We start from the raw sequence: 14,917 nt of genomic DNA on the forward strand, positions 1-14,917 counted from the left end.
CCGCCCCGCGACCTGGTTCAGCCCAATATTGCGCAGGCGGCGCGCGGTTCGATCGCAGCAGTCGCCGCCTCGGGTCTGTCGGCGGAGGCATCGTCGAACCCATCGTGCTGGGTCATGGCCCTCTTGCCGATCCAAATATCGGGATTGATGCTACGAAGCACCTTGCCACCTTCGGTCGAACTGATTCGAACCTGCTCAAGCCTTCCCCGGTTGGTCATGATCGGGTGTTTGCAGAAACTGGACTGGACCGCGGCCCACAATTGAGCCCCTCGCCGAGCGAGTTTCGCCGTGGCCTGTCATATCGAACATCCTTTGTTGGTGGGACATCTCCTTGCTACGGCGTCGGTCGTGGGACGGATCGGCTAGCTGCGCTCGGCCCCGCGCGTCGGGCCGGTCCGCGGGTCGATGACGTGGACACCATCGCAGGCGATGCAGGTTACCGGGTGCAGGTCGTTGGCGCTTGGCTCGACTGCGTCGTTCGGCAGCAGTGCTTGAACACGGTCGCCCGTATTTGAGCACGAAAAGATGATGGGGCGCCAAGTCTTTCTGTGAGCCATATGTCTGACCTTGACTGGAGATCGTTTCTATCGCTCGGCCGCCGCTGAAGTATTGATCCAGGTCAAAAAAAGCGATGCGCGTCTAGAACGACCGACGGCGTATGGCTGCCGCGAGCAGGACAGGGGCCAAACATGTTCCCGTTCAGATGATTTGCTCGCCTCGCGCCTTGATCCCGACAAGCCCTGGAACGGCCGGATTGATGGAAATCAAAATAGAGGCGATGCAATCATGCGAATGTTGAAGCGCACTGGACGCGCATCGGACCATGACACACGTGTCATCAATGATGCGAGAGGCGCAAAGGAGACCCTTAGTGATTGCTCGCCTCGCATTGTCGGTGGTCTTGCCGGCGCTGATCGCAGCCATAGGCTTTGGCGCGGAAGCCCTGAACCTTGGCCTTATCGAAACCTTGGCTGCGGCGAGCTTGGTCATCGGCTTTGCCATTGCGGCGGCAGGGTGGGTCGTCAGGCGCGAGATAGGGGCGGTTCGCCCCATTTGCTCACGATCACGGGGACGCAGGTCTGGCTAACGACATGCCGGGCCGCCAGCACGCGTCAGAACAGTCTCTGTCACGGTAAGTGACCGATTACTTTGGATGCTGCTTGAGACAAATCAAATACTCTCCGCGCGCTAATGGCAGAATAGGCACGGATAAGCAAACCCACCGCAAGAGGGTAGTCATGCCTTCATTTAACGTTCGCTTCATTAAGACCGTCTGTGACGATACCGGCCACGAGCATCGTGCCTGTCAGGCAGCGTTCAAGGTCGATGCCGCATCGCTGAGTGCTGCTGCACAGCAAGCGGAGAGCGACTTTTGCAAGCAAAAAGGTGTCCGCGATTGGACCATTTTCGCGGATGCGATGGAGCTTCGAACCCCGCCTGCGTTGCCCCCGGCATGGGGCGGCTAGCCTGAGTTCGGCTAGCGCAGGTCCTTGCGAATTTCATGGCGATGGTCAATCCGCGAGTTCAAGCGCGATCTTTTAAAACATCGCGCCGAGTCGATTCGAAGGAGCTCGCGATGCTGTCGCTAATGCGGCAGGCGGGCTGTTGCCCGCAACACGAAATGGGCCTCGGCGCAGTCTCGCAGGCGCCCCGGGGTAGAGCGATCCGGATCGAACGATTTGCTCTTACATTTGATGCAGGTCAAAAACAAACCTGCCTCCAGCAGCTATGGCTGCTTCGAGGGACATGACACATGGTCAGCCAACCTGCACATATCGGTAGTCCTTGGCGGTTTAGGAATTTGCTCAGCCGATTGCGAGCGAGCCTGTCTCGGACGTCCGAGCTGGCTTGCTTGAGCCCGCAGGACATCGATGCGATCGCGCGCGAGCTTAATCTGTCTACATCCGCTTTTCGAACCCTGGCACAAAGTCCGGGCTCTCCCGAACTCTTGAGCAAGCGCCTCGCACTTGCCGGTTTTTCCGAGCATGCGCTTGCCGCCCGCCATGGCGACGTACTGCGCGATCTGCAGCGAGTATGCGGCCTATGTCAGGCCAAAGCCCGTTGCGTCGCCAACCTCCAAACAGGGAACTATCGAAATCCGCTGAAAGACTGCCCCAACGAACAAACCCTGCGCGCGCTCGGTCGTGAGGTCGACGACGGCCTCCCGCAGCGCTTTTGCGATTGATGAACCCAATCGCTTAGCTCGCCGGAAATAATTCCCCAAGCATCCCGCTTTCAAAGAAGGCCAAGCCATGACAAGCCCATCCTTTGCCTCGAAATCCACGACGATGGGTGAAGCAGGCCTGATGTCGGTATTTGCAGTTTCTGCCTACGTCTTCTTTTTCGCCGGAGCGATGGGGCACGATTCTGCGTTTACCTTCCACGCATTGCTGGCTTCCGCCGCCAGTCTGACCGCAACGGGCGTCATCCTCAATCGCTACTACGAACGGCCGGCGCAATTACCGCCGGCGCAGATCAATGGCCGACCGAACTACAATCTCGGTCCGATCAAATTCGCCTCGGTGCTGGCGATGTTCTGGGGCATTGCAGGCTTTTCCATCGGTCTGCTGATCGCCTCGCAACTTGCCTGGCCTGCACTGAATTTTGATTTGCCCTGGGCGAGCTTCGGTCGGCTCCGGCCCTTGCACACATCGGCTGTGATCTTTGCGTTCGGCGGAAACGTGCTCATCGCGACCTCGTTCTACGTCGTGCAAAAGACCTGCCGCACCCGCTTGGCTGGCGATCTGGCGCCATGGTTTGTGGTCGTTGGCTATAATTTCTTCATTCTGATCGCAGGCACTGGCTATCTGTTCGGTGTCACCCAGTCGAAGGAATATGCCGAGCCGGAGTGGTACGCCGATCTCTGGCTCACCATTGTCTGGATCACTTATCTCATTGTGTTCGTGGCGACACTGTTGAAGCGGAAGGAGCCGCATATCTTCGTCGCCAACTGGTTCTATCTCGCCTTTATCGTCACCATTGCGGTGCTCCACCTTGGCAACAATCCCGCATTGCCGGTATCGGTGTTCGGTTCGAAATCCTACATTGCCTGGGGCGGCGTGCAGGATGCCATGTTTCAGTGGTGGTACGGCCATAACGCGGTCGGCTTCTTCCTGACCGCCGGCTTCCTGGCGATCATGTACTACTTCATTCCGAAAAGAGCCGAACGGCCGGTCTATTCTTACCGTCTCTCAATCATCCATTTCTGGGCGCTAATCTTCCTCTACATCTGGGCCGGACCGCACCATCTGCACTACACCGCCCTGCCGGACTGGACGCAGACGCTGGGCATGACGTTCTCGATCATGCTGTGGATGCCCTCATGGGGCGGCATGATCAACGGCATGATGACGCTCTCGGGCGCCTGGGACAAGCTCCGCACCGACCCGGTACTTCGTATGCTCGTGGTCTCGGTTGCCTTTTACGGCATGGCGACATTTGAAGGTCCCACCATGGCAATCAAGGTCGTCAACTCGCTTAGCCATTACACGGACTGGACGGTCGGCCATGTGCATTCGGGCGCACTGGGCTGGGTTGGCTTCGTATCATTCGGCGCGCTGTATTGTCTGATTCCCTGGCTTTGGAATCGACAGCTGTATAGCCTCAAGCTCGTCAACTGGCACTTCTGGATCGCCACGATCGGGATCGTGCTCTACATCTCCGCGATGTGGGTGTCCGGCATCCTGCAGGGGCTGATGTGGCGCGCCTATACTTCGCTCGGTTTCCTCGAGTACTCGTTCATCGAGTCGGTCGAGGCCATGCATCCCTTCTACATCATCCGTGCCGCGGGTGGCGCACTGTTCCTGATCGGCGCGCTGATCATGGCCGCCAATCTCTGGATGACGGTGAATGCGCGGGAAGCTGATCAAATCCAGGACGCTCGAGCGCTCCAGGTCGCGGAATAGGTCATCGCATGTCGCTCTGGAACCGACACAAGATCTTTGAGAAGAACTCGATCATCTTAATCGCTGGCATCCTTGCCGTGATAGCGATCGGTGGCCTGGTCGAGATCACGCCGTTGTTCTACCTCAAGAGCACGATCGAGGCGGTGGACGGCGTGCGGCCGTATACGCCGCTCGAGCTTGCCGGCCGCAACATCTACGTACGCGAGGGATGCTATGTCTGTCACTCGCAGATGATCAGGCCGTTACGCGACGAGGTCGAGCGCTACGGGCATTACTCGCTGGCCGCTGAGAGCATGTATGACCATCCGTTTCAATGGGGCTCGAAGCGGACTGGCCCGGACCTCGCACGTATTGGCGGGAAATATTCCGATGAATGGCACGTCACGCATTTGACCAATCCGCGCGCGATCGTGCCGCAATCGGTGATGCCGGGCTATCCGTCGCTGGCGAACACCGAGGTCGACCTGACCGACATGGTCGCACATCTGCGCACCAATCGGGCGATCGGCGTCCCCTATAGCGAGGACCAGATCAAGAACGCTGTCGCCGACATGAAGACGCAACTCGATCCTGACAGCGCGAACGTCGAATCGTTCCAGAAGCGTTACCCGAAGGCCGCTGTGCGCAATTTCGACGGCAGGGCCGGCAATCCGACTGAACTCGATGCGCTCGTCGCCTACCTGCAGATGCTCGGCACGTTGATCGATTTCAAGCTCTACGACGAAAAAGCCAATCTGCGCTGAAGGATCCTCTGATGAAAGCGGTTATTTCCATCGAGAATCTGGCATCGAGCTTCGTTGTGACGCTCTGGACGCCGCTGTTCGTCGGCATCTTCATAGCCATCGTCGTTTACGCGCTGTGGCCTCGCAACAAGAGGCGTTTTGATTCTGCGGCGCGCATGCCGCTGCGCCGGGACTGACAGATCATGACCGAGCACAACGACATCGATCACATCTCCGGCCGCTCCACGACGGGGCACGAATGGGATGGTATAAAGGAACTCAACACGCCGCTGCCACGCTGGTGGATTCTGAGCTTCTACGCCACAATCCTTTGGGCGATAGGCTACTGGGTCGTTTATCCGGCATGGCCGCTCCTCTCAAGCTACACGACAGGCGTGTTTGATTATTCGACCCGCGCCAGCGTCGTCAACGACCTCGCAAGTCTTGAGGAGCTGCGCGGCGAGAAGATGGCCGTGCTGGGCAAAGCGTCTCTTACCGAGATCGAGAAGGATCCGGCCCTGCTGGGATTGGCTCGCGCGCGCGGCAAGACGGTGTTCGCGGACAATTGCGCGCCATGCCACGGGAGCGGTGGCGCGGGTGCCAAGGGGTATCCGAATCTCAATGACGATGACTGGTTGTGGGGCGGATCGCTCGACCAGATCCTGCAGACCATCCAGTTCGGCGCACGTTCCGGGCATGCCCAGGCGCATGAGGGACAAATGCTGGCCTTTGGCCGCGACGGCATTCTCACGAAAACCGAGATTGTCACCGTAGCAAACTACGTGCGATCGCTGTCAGGCCTGACCACGGCAGCCAAGTTCGATGCTGCGGCCGGCACCAAGATCTTTGCCGAGAATTGCGCGGTCTGTCATGGCGAGAACGCCAAAGGCAATCAGGCGCTCGGCGCACCGAATCTGACTGACCGGATTTGGCTGTACGGCTCGGACGAGGACACGCTGGTCGAGACCATCAGCTATGGCCGCGCCGGCATCATGCCGGCTTGGAGCGGGCGGCTCGATCCCATCACAGTCAGGGCACTTGCCGTCTATGTCCATTCGCTCGGCGGCGGACAATAGGCGAGATGCGCCGCAAAACCTGCGCGCCGGTGACCCAGGATCAACGCGAGCCATCCGCGCCCGATGTCAGGTCGGTCATGAAGCCCACCGTAAACAAGACCGTTTCGCTCGATGAGCCAGTGAGTGACGAGGATGGACCCCTCTATACAGCCCATAGGAAGGTCTATCCGCAGAGCGTCCGCGGTACTTTCCGCACGATCAAATGGCGGCTGATGGTCGTGTGTCTGGGGATCTACTATCTGCTGCCCTTCGTGCGTTGGCATCGCGGCCTCGGCGCTCCCGACCAGGCGGTGTTGCTCGATTTTCCAAACCGGCGGTTCTACTTCTTCTTCATCGAACTGTGGCCCCAAGAGCTCTATTACTTCACCGGTTTGCTCGTGCTTGCTGCCATCGTGCTGTTCCTGATGAACGCACTGGGCGGGCGGATTTGGTGCGGTTATCTGTGCCCGCAGACGGTCTGGACCGACCTGTTCTATGCGGTCGAGCGCTGGGTCGAGGGCGACCGTCGCGAGCGGCTGAAGGCCGCCGCGCGCCCGATGACAGCAGGGCGCGCGGCAAAGCGCGTGCTGAAGCACGCAATCTGGTTGATGATTGCCTGGTGGACCGGCGGCGCCTGGGTGCTCTACTTCGCCGACGCGCCGACCTTGGTGCACGATCTGGCAACGTTCCAAGCGCCCGCAACCGCCTATATCTGGATTGGGATCCTGACCGCTTTGACATATCTGCTGGCTGGCTACATGCGCGAGCAGGTTTGCGTTTATATGTGCCCGTGGCCGCGCATCCAGGCCGCGCTCACCGACGAATGGGCCCTCAATGTCGCCTACAAATACGACCGCGGCGAGCAGCGCTGCTCATTGAAGAAATCATTCGATCTGCGCGCACGCGGCGAAAGGGTCGGAGACTGCATCGATTGTAATCAATGCGCGGCGGTCTGTCCGACCGGGATCGATATACGAAATGGCGCCCAGCTGGGCTGCATCCAGTGCGGGCTGTGCATCGATGCCTGCGATGCCGTCATGAAGAAGATCGGGCGCAAAAGCGGCCTGATCGGTTACGACAACGACATCAATATCCGCCGGCGGATGGACGGCAAGCCGGAGCTGTTCAAGCCGGTGCGCCCGCGCACGCTCGTTTATGCCTTTTTGATCACGATCATCTGCGCGGTGATGGTTTATGAGTTGTTGTCGAGAACGATGCTCGATCTCAGCGTTCTGCATGATCGTAATCCCATGGCTGTCAGACTCAGCGATGGATCGGTTCGCAACGCCTATACCGTGCGTTTGCTCAACAGGCGCGACTTCGATCGGGTAATCGCGATCGACATCGATGGGCCGCCCAAGACGTCCGTCCACGTCGTCGGCGCCGATTCGGTGACCGTGGATCGGCCGATGATCGTCCTGGCTCGCGATACGACGACAGAACTGCGTGTGCTGTTGACGGCGCCGGTTGACGGCATGGCGGAACGCTCGATGCCGGTGAGGTTTCGGGTCACCGATCTTGGCCTCGGCGAGGTCGCCTCCGCATCGGATCATTTTGTTCTCCCCTGACGATCACTGACGGGATGTGACCATGACCGCATCAAATCAAGTCACGTGGCCCATTACCGGGCGCTTCGTCCTGATCGCGATCCTTGCGTTCTTTTCGGTCGTGATCGGCGCCAATCTGGTCATGATGCGCTTTGCCATCGTTACGCTGCCGGGGACGGAGGTTGACAGCGCCTATCGTGCGAGCCTCGCCTATCAGCGCGAGATCATCGCGGCACGGCAGCAGAACGAGCGAAACTGGCAGGTGCAGGTATACATCCACCGGCAGTCGGATGGTGAAGCTGAGCTTGCGATCGAGGCGCGCGACCGCCTAGGTGCGCCTCTCGCCGGAATGAATTTCGTGGCCCGCCTCGAGCGCCCGGTCGACCGCCGGGCCGATCGGGCGATTGATGTCTCGCAGGCCAATGCTGGGATCTACCGCGGCAGCGCCTCGGGCGTCGCTGTCGGACAGTGGGATCTCGTGATCGAGGGCGACGATGACGACCGCCGCATGTTTCTGTCGAAGAACCGCATCGTCCTGAATTGAGAGCGTGTGCACATGCAGTCCGACATCGACTTTTCTCACTTTCTGAAGAGGACAGGCGCGGGCCGTCTCCAGCTTGACCTTGCGGTGGAGGGGATCAGTTGCGTGGGCTGCATGGGCAAGATCGAGCGCAATCTGTCGAGCATTCCGGATGTGACCTCGGCACGCGTGAACCTCACCGATAATCGGCTGGCGCTCGAATGGAAGGCCGGAGCCCTCGATCCAGCTCTATTTGTCAAGCGGCTCGCCGAATTAGGCTATAGGGCATATCCGTTCCAGCGGGACAATGCGGAGACGCTGGAGGCGGAGAGAGCGCAGGAATTGCTGCGGCGGCTGGGCGTCGCCGCCTTTGCCGCGATGAACGTGATGATGCTGTCGATCCCGGTATGGTCCGGAAATGTCTCGGATATGCTGCCGGAACAGCGCGACTTCTTTCATTGGCTCTCCGCGCTGATCGTCCTGCCGGCCGCGGCTTATTGTGCGCAACCATTCTTCTCTTCCGCTTTTGCCGTGCTGCGGGCGCGCGGAACCAATATGGACGTTCCGATCAGCATCGGCATTCTGCTCGCCCTGGCGACATCGCTGATCGAGACCATCGCTCATGCCGAGCACGCCTATTTCGATGCGGCGATCATGTTGATCGCCTTTCTGCTCGCAGGTCGCTATCTTGACCAGAACATGAGGCGACGCACCCGCGCCTTCGCCAGCAACCTTGCAGCACTCAAGGCGGAGACTGCGGCGAAGTTCATTAGCCCGACCGAGATCAGAACCGTTCCGGTGGCGGCGATCAAGCCGGGGGACATCGTGCTGGTGCGCCCCGGCGAATGCTGTACAGTCGACGGCAACGTGATCGAGGGAAGCTCCGAGATCGATCAAAGCCTTATTACCGGCGAGACTTTGCCGGCGATCGCGACGCCCGGCAGCGCGGTGTTCGCCGGCACATTGGTACGGTCCGGCACCCTGCGCGTCCGTGCAGCGGCGACCTCGGACGGCACACTGCTTGCTGAGATTTCCAGGCTGCTCGATCATGCCCTGCAAGCGCGCTCGCGCTATCTGCGCCTCGCCGAACGCGCGTCGCGACTCTATGCGCCGATCGTTCACATCACGGCCTTCCTGACCATGCTGGGTTGGCTTGCCTCTGGCGCCACCTTTCATAATTCGGTGGTCACGGCGATCGCAGTCTTGATCATCACCTGCCCCTGCGCGCTGGGTCTGGCTATCCCCGCGGTGCAGACGGTGGCCGCCGGCGCACTGTTCCGTTCCGGCGTGCTGCTCAATGCCGGGGATGCAATCGAGCGTATCGCCGAGGTGGATCGGGTGATCTTCGACAAAACCGGGACGCTGACGCTGCCTGAACTCGATGTCGCCAATCTCGCTGGCATTCCCGAGGATGTCGTCAAATTGGCGGGCCGGCTGGCGCTGTCGAGCCGCCATCCGGTCGCCGCCGCCCTGGCGCGTGCTGCCGGCGCAAACGAGCCGTTGGCCGATATCGAAGAGGAGCCGGGACGGGGCGTCCGCGGTTACTATGAGGGCGCGCCGATCCGGCTGGGCCGCCCCTTGTTCTGCGGCGCTGACAGCCTCGCTGACGAGATCCTGTGCCATGATCCCGAGGCCTCCGTCGTCGCGTTCAGCCACGGCGAGGCGAGGCATGTCTTTGCCATCAGGCAAAGGATGCGGCCGGACGCGGTCGAGGTCGTCACAAGCCTCGCACGCCTTGGCATCATGGTGGAGATCGTTTCCGGGGATCGCGAGCCGGCTGTTCGGCGGGCGGCCGAGACGCTTGGCATTCACAAGTGGCGGGCCAACGTCTCGCCGACGGACAAGGTCGCCCGGGTCGAAGATCTGACGAGCAGGGGATACAAGGTGTTGATGGTCGGCGATGGCTTGAACGACGCGCCCGCGCTCGCAGCAGCCCATGCCTCGATGTCGCCTGTCACCGCTACCCATATGAGCCAGGCGGTCGCTGATGCGATCTTCCTCGGTGCGCATCTTGGGCCCGTGATAAAGGCGGTCATTGCCTCGCGCGGGGCGCTGCGGCTGATGCGGCAGAATCTCTGTCTTGCTGTCGTCTACAACGTCCTGGCTGTGCCCGTTGCGATCGCCGGCTTGGTGACGCCGCTGATTGCCGCCGCGGCAATGTCATGCTCGTCGGTGCTGGTCATGCTTAACGCGCTGCGGGCGCGAAGAGGCGAGGCCCTCTGATGGAAGTGCTGATCTATCTGGTTCCGCTCGCCCTTTCACTCGGCTTCCTCGGTCTGCTTGGCTTTCTGTGGTCGCTGAAGAGCGGCCAATATGACGATCTCGACGGCGCGGCCTGGCGCGCCATCGCCGATGAGGAGCCCGATCAGCCTCCAGTGCCGGTCCAAATAGTGCCAACGGACCAGCGCATTTGTGGAAGCGGGCGTCGACGCGAGTACTAACTCGCCCGTCCAGGCGGTCCACCGCCGCAACTGTGGGACAGGCGAAGGTCGGACGGTTAGCAGCCTGTTGATGGCGGCAGGGCGCCGTGATCAGCAGCGGCTGCTCAGTGGCCCACTCGCTATCGATGACCATAGTATGAGAGCGCGATGGTGTCTGCCGGATTCAATGCCTGATCCCCTCTGAGCTGGATACAAATCTCGACCCTACCTGAAGTTCTCTGGCTAATCGCAATTCCCTTTCTCATGGTGTTTCAAAGACTTGTAACAACCTGCTAGGTTCCAACAACGATGTGTCAATTAGGAGACTGGATACGCCAATTCATGGCCAAATTTCTCGATACGAAAACCTCCACGAAACTAACAACTGGGAAGGCGCTGTAGCTATTGCTTCTGAACACATGACAGAGCCTTGCACCTTTGCGCGAGGTCTATGCTTGCCTCCTTTTTACGGTCGTCGCTGTGAAAAAACTATGTTAGAAGCCGCTCCTCTCAAAAGGAGCATTCATTGTGAAAAAAGCAACCAAGAAACGCGTTAAGCGGCGCGAGTGGACTAAGGCAGATATCAAAGAACTCAAGGTCCATTCAAAGGCTCGGACCCCGGTCACGAAAATATCAAAAATGACCAAACGCTCTGTCGGTGCGCTACGCCAGAAGGCCTTACATCTCGGAATCGGACTGGGACATCAGCGGTAGCTAATTGGGCTGCGCTGTTGATTGCTACAGTAGGGCGGCTCCCGGGCCGCCCTTATTGGCTGTTGGATTGTGTCGCAACAGCTGGTTCCGCCCAACCGTTGATCAACCAGCTTCGAGCCCGGGTAATTTCCTATCGATTTCAGCGCCGCGATTGTTGCTGCTGTCCGAGAACGTAGCATTGTCGGAGCTTTATAAAGTGAGGTGATCGAATCCAGCGAACTCAGTGAGTACAGTCTGCATTCCTGCTACGACGAACGTCTGGTCTGCTTCTCGGCGTGTACCTGCCAGAGGACTGGCCGCTTGGTTCTGCAGCCGATCAGCTTTGACGAGGTCCCGGAGTCCTCAGCTGGCTGATGAGAGGAGAGCTTCTCACCTACGACGTTAGGGGCGGTTACCTCAACAAGGAGCTTCTCCAACACAGGGCAGGGCGTGTGTGTCCACGATCGGCGGCGCGTCAAAGATCTTCGTGGCTTCGACCGACGATCGATTTGCAGATGAAGATGGGCTTTTCACACCACGTGCTGGGCGGAGCCTGGCGATGGCGGAGCGGCCTCGAGCGTCCGGCATCTTCGATGAGATTTTTGGAAAGCGCTTTGTGGCAATATCTCGGCAAAAAGCTGGTGACACGCTAAGTCACATGAGCCCGCAGATCTAAGCCAGCTCTGCGCGATTTGCTTAAGCGCGAGATTCAGCTCCCGCCACATCGAGGTCTGTACAGACGACGCGCCCGAAACCGCTCAAGAATGTTCAGCTTTCATCAGGGGTCGGCTCGTAGCTACCTCGTTGTTACTGCGACGGTCCCCTTTGGCTGACCACAGTTGAGAAGGTCGTCGTTATGGCCTAAGAGTGGATTCTGCAAAAATTGGGACGCGGCGCAGTCATGGGCCCACGGGTTAGCCGATAGAAACAACCTTGCGAGTGGGGCGTTCCTCGAAGATCATTTGGGCGCAAGAGTGCCCCGCCCAGCCTGCTGGTGAGCTCGAGCTTCGGAACGATACGGCGCGCTCAGCAGCAATAAAAACAGCGCTCGGTTGGCTTGATATCTGGCGGCCGAGCGGCTGCGCCCTGAGCCCGTCATCATCTGCTTGCCCTCGTCGGTATGCACGGACCACAACCACCTTCGTCGGCGCTGCTTCAAGGAAAACTCGAAGACTGGAAGCGTTGACATGGCTACGTGGCATCATTTCTGACGGACGTGCGTTTGGTCTTCGGAAGGCCAGAACCGCTCTCGCGGTAGACCTTCTCCAGACGACGCCTGACTGCAGCCAGCTTGGCAATGAACTCGCTTGATCCGTTAACCCCGAATTCATCAGAAGCGAGCTCATCCAGTGCTTCCTGCCCTGCCAAAGATGCCAGACGTTTACGAGTTTTGGCTGTCAGCGTCATCTGCACGACCCGAGCGTCGCTTGCGCAGTGCTTGCGCCGCAGGAATCCATTTTTCTCGAGCAGCTTTGAATGGGTCGTGACGAAGGAAGGATCGACGTGCATCAACTTTGAAACCATGTTGACGGGGACACCATTCTCTTTCCCCAAATAGGCCACGGCCATCAGGATCATCCACTGTGGCCCGGTGATGCCAAGGACATCGGCTCGGGATCTCGCAAGCTCTTCGAGCCACGCACTGATCGATCTGATCTCCCACATGAACGGCCGGATCGTCTCCAGTTCGTCAGTAGAGGTACTGCCAAGCGCGTTTGCTGGGCCAGGCAAATCCGGCGGCATCGAAGCTCTGGTTCCATCTTTTACCAGCTTGCCTTAGCGCGAATGAGAAGTGGCGACAACGCCGTAAGAGCAGGCAAATCAAATGCTTGGTACGGTACGGACGAAAGGGGAGTGTGCCAATCATGAACTGGCCGGAGCAGTTGCGGCAACAGAGCGCTCATTGTCTTGACGAACCGGCGGCATCCACTTGTCGGGTCGATCCCACACGCCGGTAAGATTGATGCCCCTACCAACGAGACGTCCATGGTCTGCTTCATTGGTTACTCGCCGGCTTGCTCACTCCTTTGCCGGATCATCGAGCGGTCAAAGTCTCGAGCGAGGAACGTTAGAACATCTGCGCCGCGTGTCGCGAAATCTCGACGCGCCATCTTTCCCTCTGATTAAAGGATACGACTTGCTCTTCCCACGCGGTCGGACTGCAATGTCCAGCACCGCGAGCCGTTGGGCGCAGACCATCAGCCTCGATGAGATCGGGCCGATTATGCAGAAAGCGATCGATAAGCGACAAGGCAAGTTCAACGACGAGGTCCGCCGGTGGGCTATCATCGAAGCCAATGCAAATTGCTTCCGAAGCCGAGACGATACGTCTTGACGCTCGGTTGCCTGGGGCTAGTGTCGTCGCTTCACGCCTTCGCCAACAGTGTTGTGTGGTGGTTGCCCGATAAACCGCAGTATAGTCTTCTCATCCGATTCCATATCGGCGGCTTGCCTTCGTATAGTTGAGCGGGCTTTTGGTCACAACTAGCCTTGCGAGTAGGCGGCAGGCTGCCGATTGCAATTGCCAAAAACGCTTGCGCGATTCATCAATTCGACGGATTCAGACCATGAATTGCAGGCGCCTCCCTCCTCGTATGGCAAAGTGTCGCGAGCGATCGGCCGATGGGAAATTGCGCGGCCGCCGTCGTCCTCGAGCGAACAAGTGTGTGGTCCGGGGGGCGCTTTCCTCGAGCGCATCAGGAGCGGTATTTTGAGCCAGGATGCAAACCGCGGGGCCACGGTCTGCTTTCTGCTCGGCCTTCCACGGTCCGGAACGACGCTGTTGGCGCATTTGCTCCAACAGCATCCGGAAATTACAGCTCCACCAGAGCCTTGGCTCATGCTGGCTCTTGAGGCGTTTGGCAGGGTGGACCATCGTCACCCGGCCGGAACATCTCTGATCGAAACGGCAACTTCCGAGTTCTTGGGCAGGATCGATCGCGCTGCCGTCAGCCGTGCCTTTGCGGATGCGGCGTACGGTGCGTATCTGTCCTCGGCGGGCAAGCGCATCATCGTGGACAAGACACCACGCTACTGGATGGTGCTCGACTATTTGGATCTTCTTTATCCTGAGGCGCCGCATATTCTTCTGATGCGCAATCCCTACGCCATTGCCGCATCCCTGAAGTCGACTTGGGGAGTCCCCCTTCAGGCGAAAAGCTCCCGTTCGGTCAGCTTGTCCTCGCTTGCTGATCTCATGCTCCGCCTGCCTGACGTTATTGCCTCTTCGCTTGCTGATCTGGTTCTCGGCCTGCCCAAACTCGCTGCGCACCGCGATCGCCGGCAGACGATGGTGGTGCAGTACGAACGCCTGGCGGCGTGTCCGGAGGAGGAAATCCAGCGTCTCATCGCTGGCCTTGGCTGTGATCCAAAAGACACCGCAGCTACGTCGACGGCTCGGGCCGATTATCTTCACTCCAGCAGCTTTGGAGATCGGAAAATCCTTGAAAGAAGGACCGTCGATGAGTGTCCGTCGTCAGATAATTTGAGACTGATCAGGCTTTTCGCGAAGAGAGGCTCTGGCTCATCTGGGTTAGAGTTTAAGCAGCCTGCAGTTGATGCTGCAAGCGGCGGTTTGCGATGGTGTCGCGTTTGATGCGGTTTCGCTCTGCGAGCATCGCCTCAGCCCTGCCGAAGTAGACATCGGCCGGCGTGAGGTTGTCGATGCTCTCATGATAGCGGAGGTGATTATAGTGTTCGACGAAGGCCCGTACTTGACGTTCGAGATCACCGGGTAGGTAGTAATTTTCGAGCAGAATGCGGTTCTTGAGCGTCTGATGCCAGCGCTCGATCTTTCCCTGAGTCTGAGGATGGTACGGAGCGCCGCGCACATGCTGCATACCCTTCTGGTCGAGCCACTTGGCCAGATCGTCTGCCACGTAACTCGAGCCATTGTCGCTGAGAAGCCTTGGCCGGTGCGCGACGGCGATGTGGTCAAGACCGGAGGCGGCGAGTGCCTGGTCGAGGGTGGCTGTGACATCGGAAGCGCACATGGTGGGACCAAGCCTCCAGGCCACGATGTAGCGCGAGAAGTCGTCAAGCACGGTCGAGAGATA

At 59.2% G+C, this 14,917-nt stretch carries 15 protein-coding genes; 11 read left to right on the plus strand and 4 right to left on the minus strand.

Annotated features, from left to right (window positions below; translation table 11 throughout):
- Nucleotides 1–17: 17 nt before the first annotated feature.
- Complete coding sequence (locus QJT82_RS41215; protein ID WP_018270235.1) at nt 18–218, minus strand: hypothetical protein; 201 nt, start codon at nt 216–218, stop codon at nt 18–20.
- A 481-nt stretch (nt 219–699) separates the two neighbouring features.
- Nucleotides 700–990 (minus strand): hypothetical protein, encoded by a 291-nt coding sequence (locus QJT82_RS41220; RefSeq protein WP_125459131.1) that lies wholly within the window; start codon nt 988–990, stop codon nt 700–702.
- 248 nt (nt 991–1,238) lie between these two features.
- On the opposite strand from QJT82_RS41220, the gene QJT82_RS41225 reads away from it, so the two are divergent.
- The 10 genes from QJT82_RS41225 to ccoS all read left to right on the plus strand — a co-directional run bounded on the left by QJT82_RS41225 (nt 1,239) and on the right by ccoS (nt 10,190).
- Complete coding sequence (locus QJT82_RS41225; RefSeq protein ID WP_075968369.1) at nt 1,239–1,466, plus strand: hypothetical protein; 228 nt, start codon at nt 1,239–1,241, stop codon at nt 1,464–1,466.
- 386 nt (nt 1,467–1,852) lie between these two features.
- Complete coding sequence (locus QJT82_RS41230) at nt 1,853–2,185, plus strand: hypothetical protein (protein ID WP_125459132.1); 333 nt, start codon at nt 1,853–1,855, stop codon at nt 2,183–2,185.
- A 67-nt stretch (nt 2,186–2,252) separates the two neighbouring features.
- Nucleotides 2,253–3,905 carry a cytochrome-c oxidase, cbb3-type subunit I gene (gene ccoN, locus QJT82_RS41235; protein WP_026192393.1) on the plus strand — a complete coding sequence of 551 codons (1,653 nt, stop codon included), beginning with the start codon at nt 2,253–2,255 and terminating at the stop codon, nt 3,903–3,905.
- A gap of 8 nt (nt 3,906–3,913) precedes the next feature.
- On the plus strand, nt 3,914–4,648 hold the full coding sequence (gene ccoO, locus QJT82_RS41240; protein ID WP_018270237.1) for a cytochrome-c oxidase, cbb3-type subunit II: 735 nt from the start codon (nt 3,914–3,916) through the stop codon (nt 4,646–4,648).
- Nucleotides 4,649–4,659: 11 nt separating this feature from the next.
- Complete coding sequence (locus QJT82_RS41245) at nt 4,660–4,824, plus strand: cbb3-type cytochrome c oxidase subunit 3 (RefSeq protein WP_016841961.1); 165 nt, start codon at nt 4,660–4,662, stop codon at nt 4,822–4,824.
- A 6-nt stretch (nt 4,825–4,830) separates the two neighbouring features.
- Nucleotides 4,831–5,703 carry a cytochrome-c oxidase, cbb3-type subunit III gene (ccoP, locus tag QJT82_RS41250; protein ID WP_018270238.1) on the plus strand — a complete coding sequence of 291 codons (873 nt, stop codon included), beginning with the start codon at nt 4,831–4,833 and terminating at the stop codon, nt 5,701–5,703.
- Nucleotides 5,704–5,780: 77 nt separating this feature from the next.
- Complete coding sequence (gene ccoG / locus QJT82_RS41255) at nt 5,781–7,250, plus strand: cytochrome c oxidase accessory protein CcoG (RefSeq protein WP_026192394.1); 1,470 nt, start codon at nt 5,781–5,783, stop codon at nt 7,248–7,250.
- A gap of 22 nt (nt 7,251–7,272) precedes the next feature.
- Nucleotides 7,273–7,773, plus strand: coding sequence for a FixH family protein (locus QJT82_RS41260; RefSeq protein ID WP_016841957.1), 501 nt, complete (start codon nt 7,273–7,275; stop codon nt 7,771–7,773).
- A 12-nt stretch (nt 7,774–7,785) separates the two neighbouring features.
- Entirely contained in the window at nt 7,786–9,972 is a 2,187-nt protein-coding gene (locus QJT82_RS41265) for a heavy metal translocating P-type ATPase (protein ID WP_016841956.1), read from the plus strand.
- Entirely contained in the window at nt 9,972–10,190 is a 219-nt protein-coding gene (gene ccoS / locus QJT82_RS41270; protein ID WP_018270241.1) for a cbb3-type cytochrome oxidase assembly protein CcoS, read from the plus strand. The genes QJT82_RS41265 and ccoS overlap by 1 nt, the downstream gene beginning before the upstream one ends.
- Before the next feature lie 1,863 nt (nt 10,191–12,053).
- Here the strand turns inward: ccoS and QJT82_RS41275 are convergent.
- Nucleotides 12,054–12,605 carry a MarR family transcriptional regulator gene (locus tag QJT82_RS41275; RefSeq protein WP_018270242.1) on the minus strand — a complete coding sequence of 184 codons (552 nt, stop codon included), beginning with the start codon at nt 12,603–12,605 and terminating at the stop codon, nt 12,054–12,056.
- A 967-nt stretch (nt 12,606–13,572) separates the two neighbouring features.
- On the opposite strand from QJT82_RS41275, the gene QJT82_RS41280 reads away from it, so the two are divergent.
- Nucleotides 13,573–14,457 (plus strand): sulfotransferase, encoded by an 885-nt coding sequence (locus QJT82_RS41280; protein ID WP_276559960.1) that lies wholly within the window; start codon nt 13,573–13,575, stop codon nt 14,455–14,457.
- On the opposite strand, the gene QJT82_RS41285 is transcribed toward QJT82_RS41280, so the two are convergent.
- Nucleotides 14,402–14,917, minus strand: a 516-nt coding sequence (locus tag QJT82_RS41285; RefSeq protein ID WP_281446698.1) for a DDE-type integrase/transposase/recombinase, incomplete at its 5' end; no start/stop codon positions are given. The two genes, QJT82_RS41280 and QJT82_RS41285, sit on opposite strands and share 56 nt — an antisense overlap.

Source organism: Bradyrhizobium sp. Mp19 (genome assembly GCF_029952935.1).
GTDB lineage: Bacteria > Pseudomonadota > Alphaproteobacteria > Rhizobiales > Xanthobacteraceae > Bradyrhizobium > Bradyrhizobium elkanii.

Excerpts from the sequence above, each read along its gene's own strand:
- QJT82_RS41265 (WP_016841956.1), top strand. The coding sequence starts at position 7,786 with ATGCAGTCCGACATCGACTTTTCTCACTTTCTGAAGAGGACAGGCGCG.
- ccoS (WP_018270241.1), top strand. The coding sequence starts at position 9,972 with ATGGAAGTGCTGATCTATCTGGTTCCGCTCGCCCTTTCACTCGGCTTC.
- ccoG (WP_026192394.1), top strand. The coding sequence starts at position 5,781 with ATGAAGCCCACCGTAAACAAGACCGTTTCGCTCGATGAGCCAGTGAGT.
- ccoO (WP_018270237.1), top strand. The coding sequence starts at position 3,914 with ATGTCGCTCTGGAACCGACACAAGATCTTTGAGAAGAACTCGATCATC.
- QJT82_RS41275 (WP_018270242.1), bottom strand. The coding sequence starts at position 12,605 with ATGCCGCCGGATTTGCCTGGCCCAGCAAACGCGCTTGGCAGTACCTCT.
- QJT82_RS41225 (WP_075968369.1), top strand. The coding sequence starts at position 1,239 with ATGCCTTCATTTAACGTTCGCTTCATTAAGACCGTCTGTGACGATACC.
- QJT82_RS41245 (WP_016841961.1), top strand. The coding sequence starts at position 4,660 with ATGAAAGCGGTTATTTCCATCGAGAATCTGGCATCGAGCTTCGTTGTG.
- ccoN (WP_026192393.1), top strand. The coding sequence starts at position 2,253 with ATGACAAGCCCATCCTTTGCCTCGAAATCCACGACGATGGGTGAAGCA.
- QJT82_RS41260 (WP_016841957.1), top strand. The coding sequence starts at position 7,273 with ATGACCGCATCAAATCAAGTCACGTGGCCCATTACCGGGCGCTTCGTC.
- QJT82_RS41215 (WP_018270235.1), bottom strand. The coding sequence starts at position 218 with ATGACCAACCGGGGAAGGCTTGAGCAGGTTCGAATCAGTTCGACCGAA.
- QJT82_RS41220 (WP_125459131.1), bottom strand. The coding sequence starts at position 990 with ATGACCAAGCTCGCCGCAGCCAAGGTTTCGATAAGGCCAAGGTTCAGG.
- ccoP (WP_018270238.1), top strand. The coding sequence starts at position 4,831 with ATGACCGAGCACAACGACATCGATCACATCTCCGGCCGCTCCACGACG.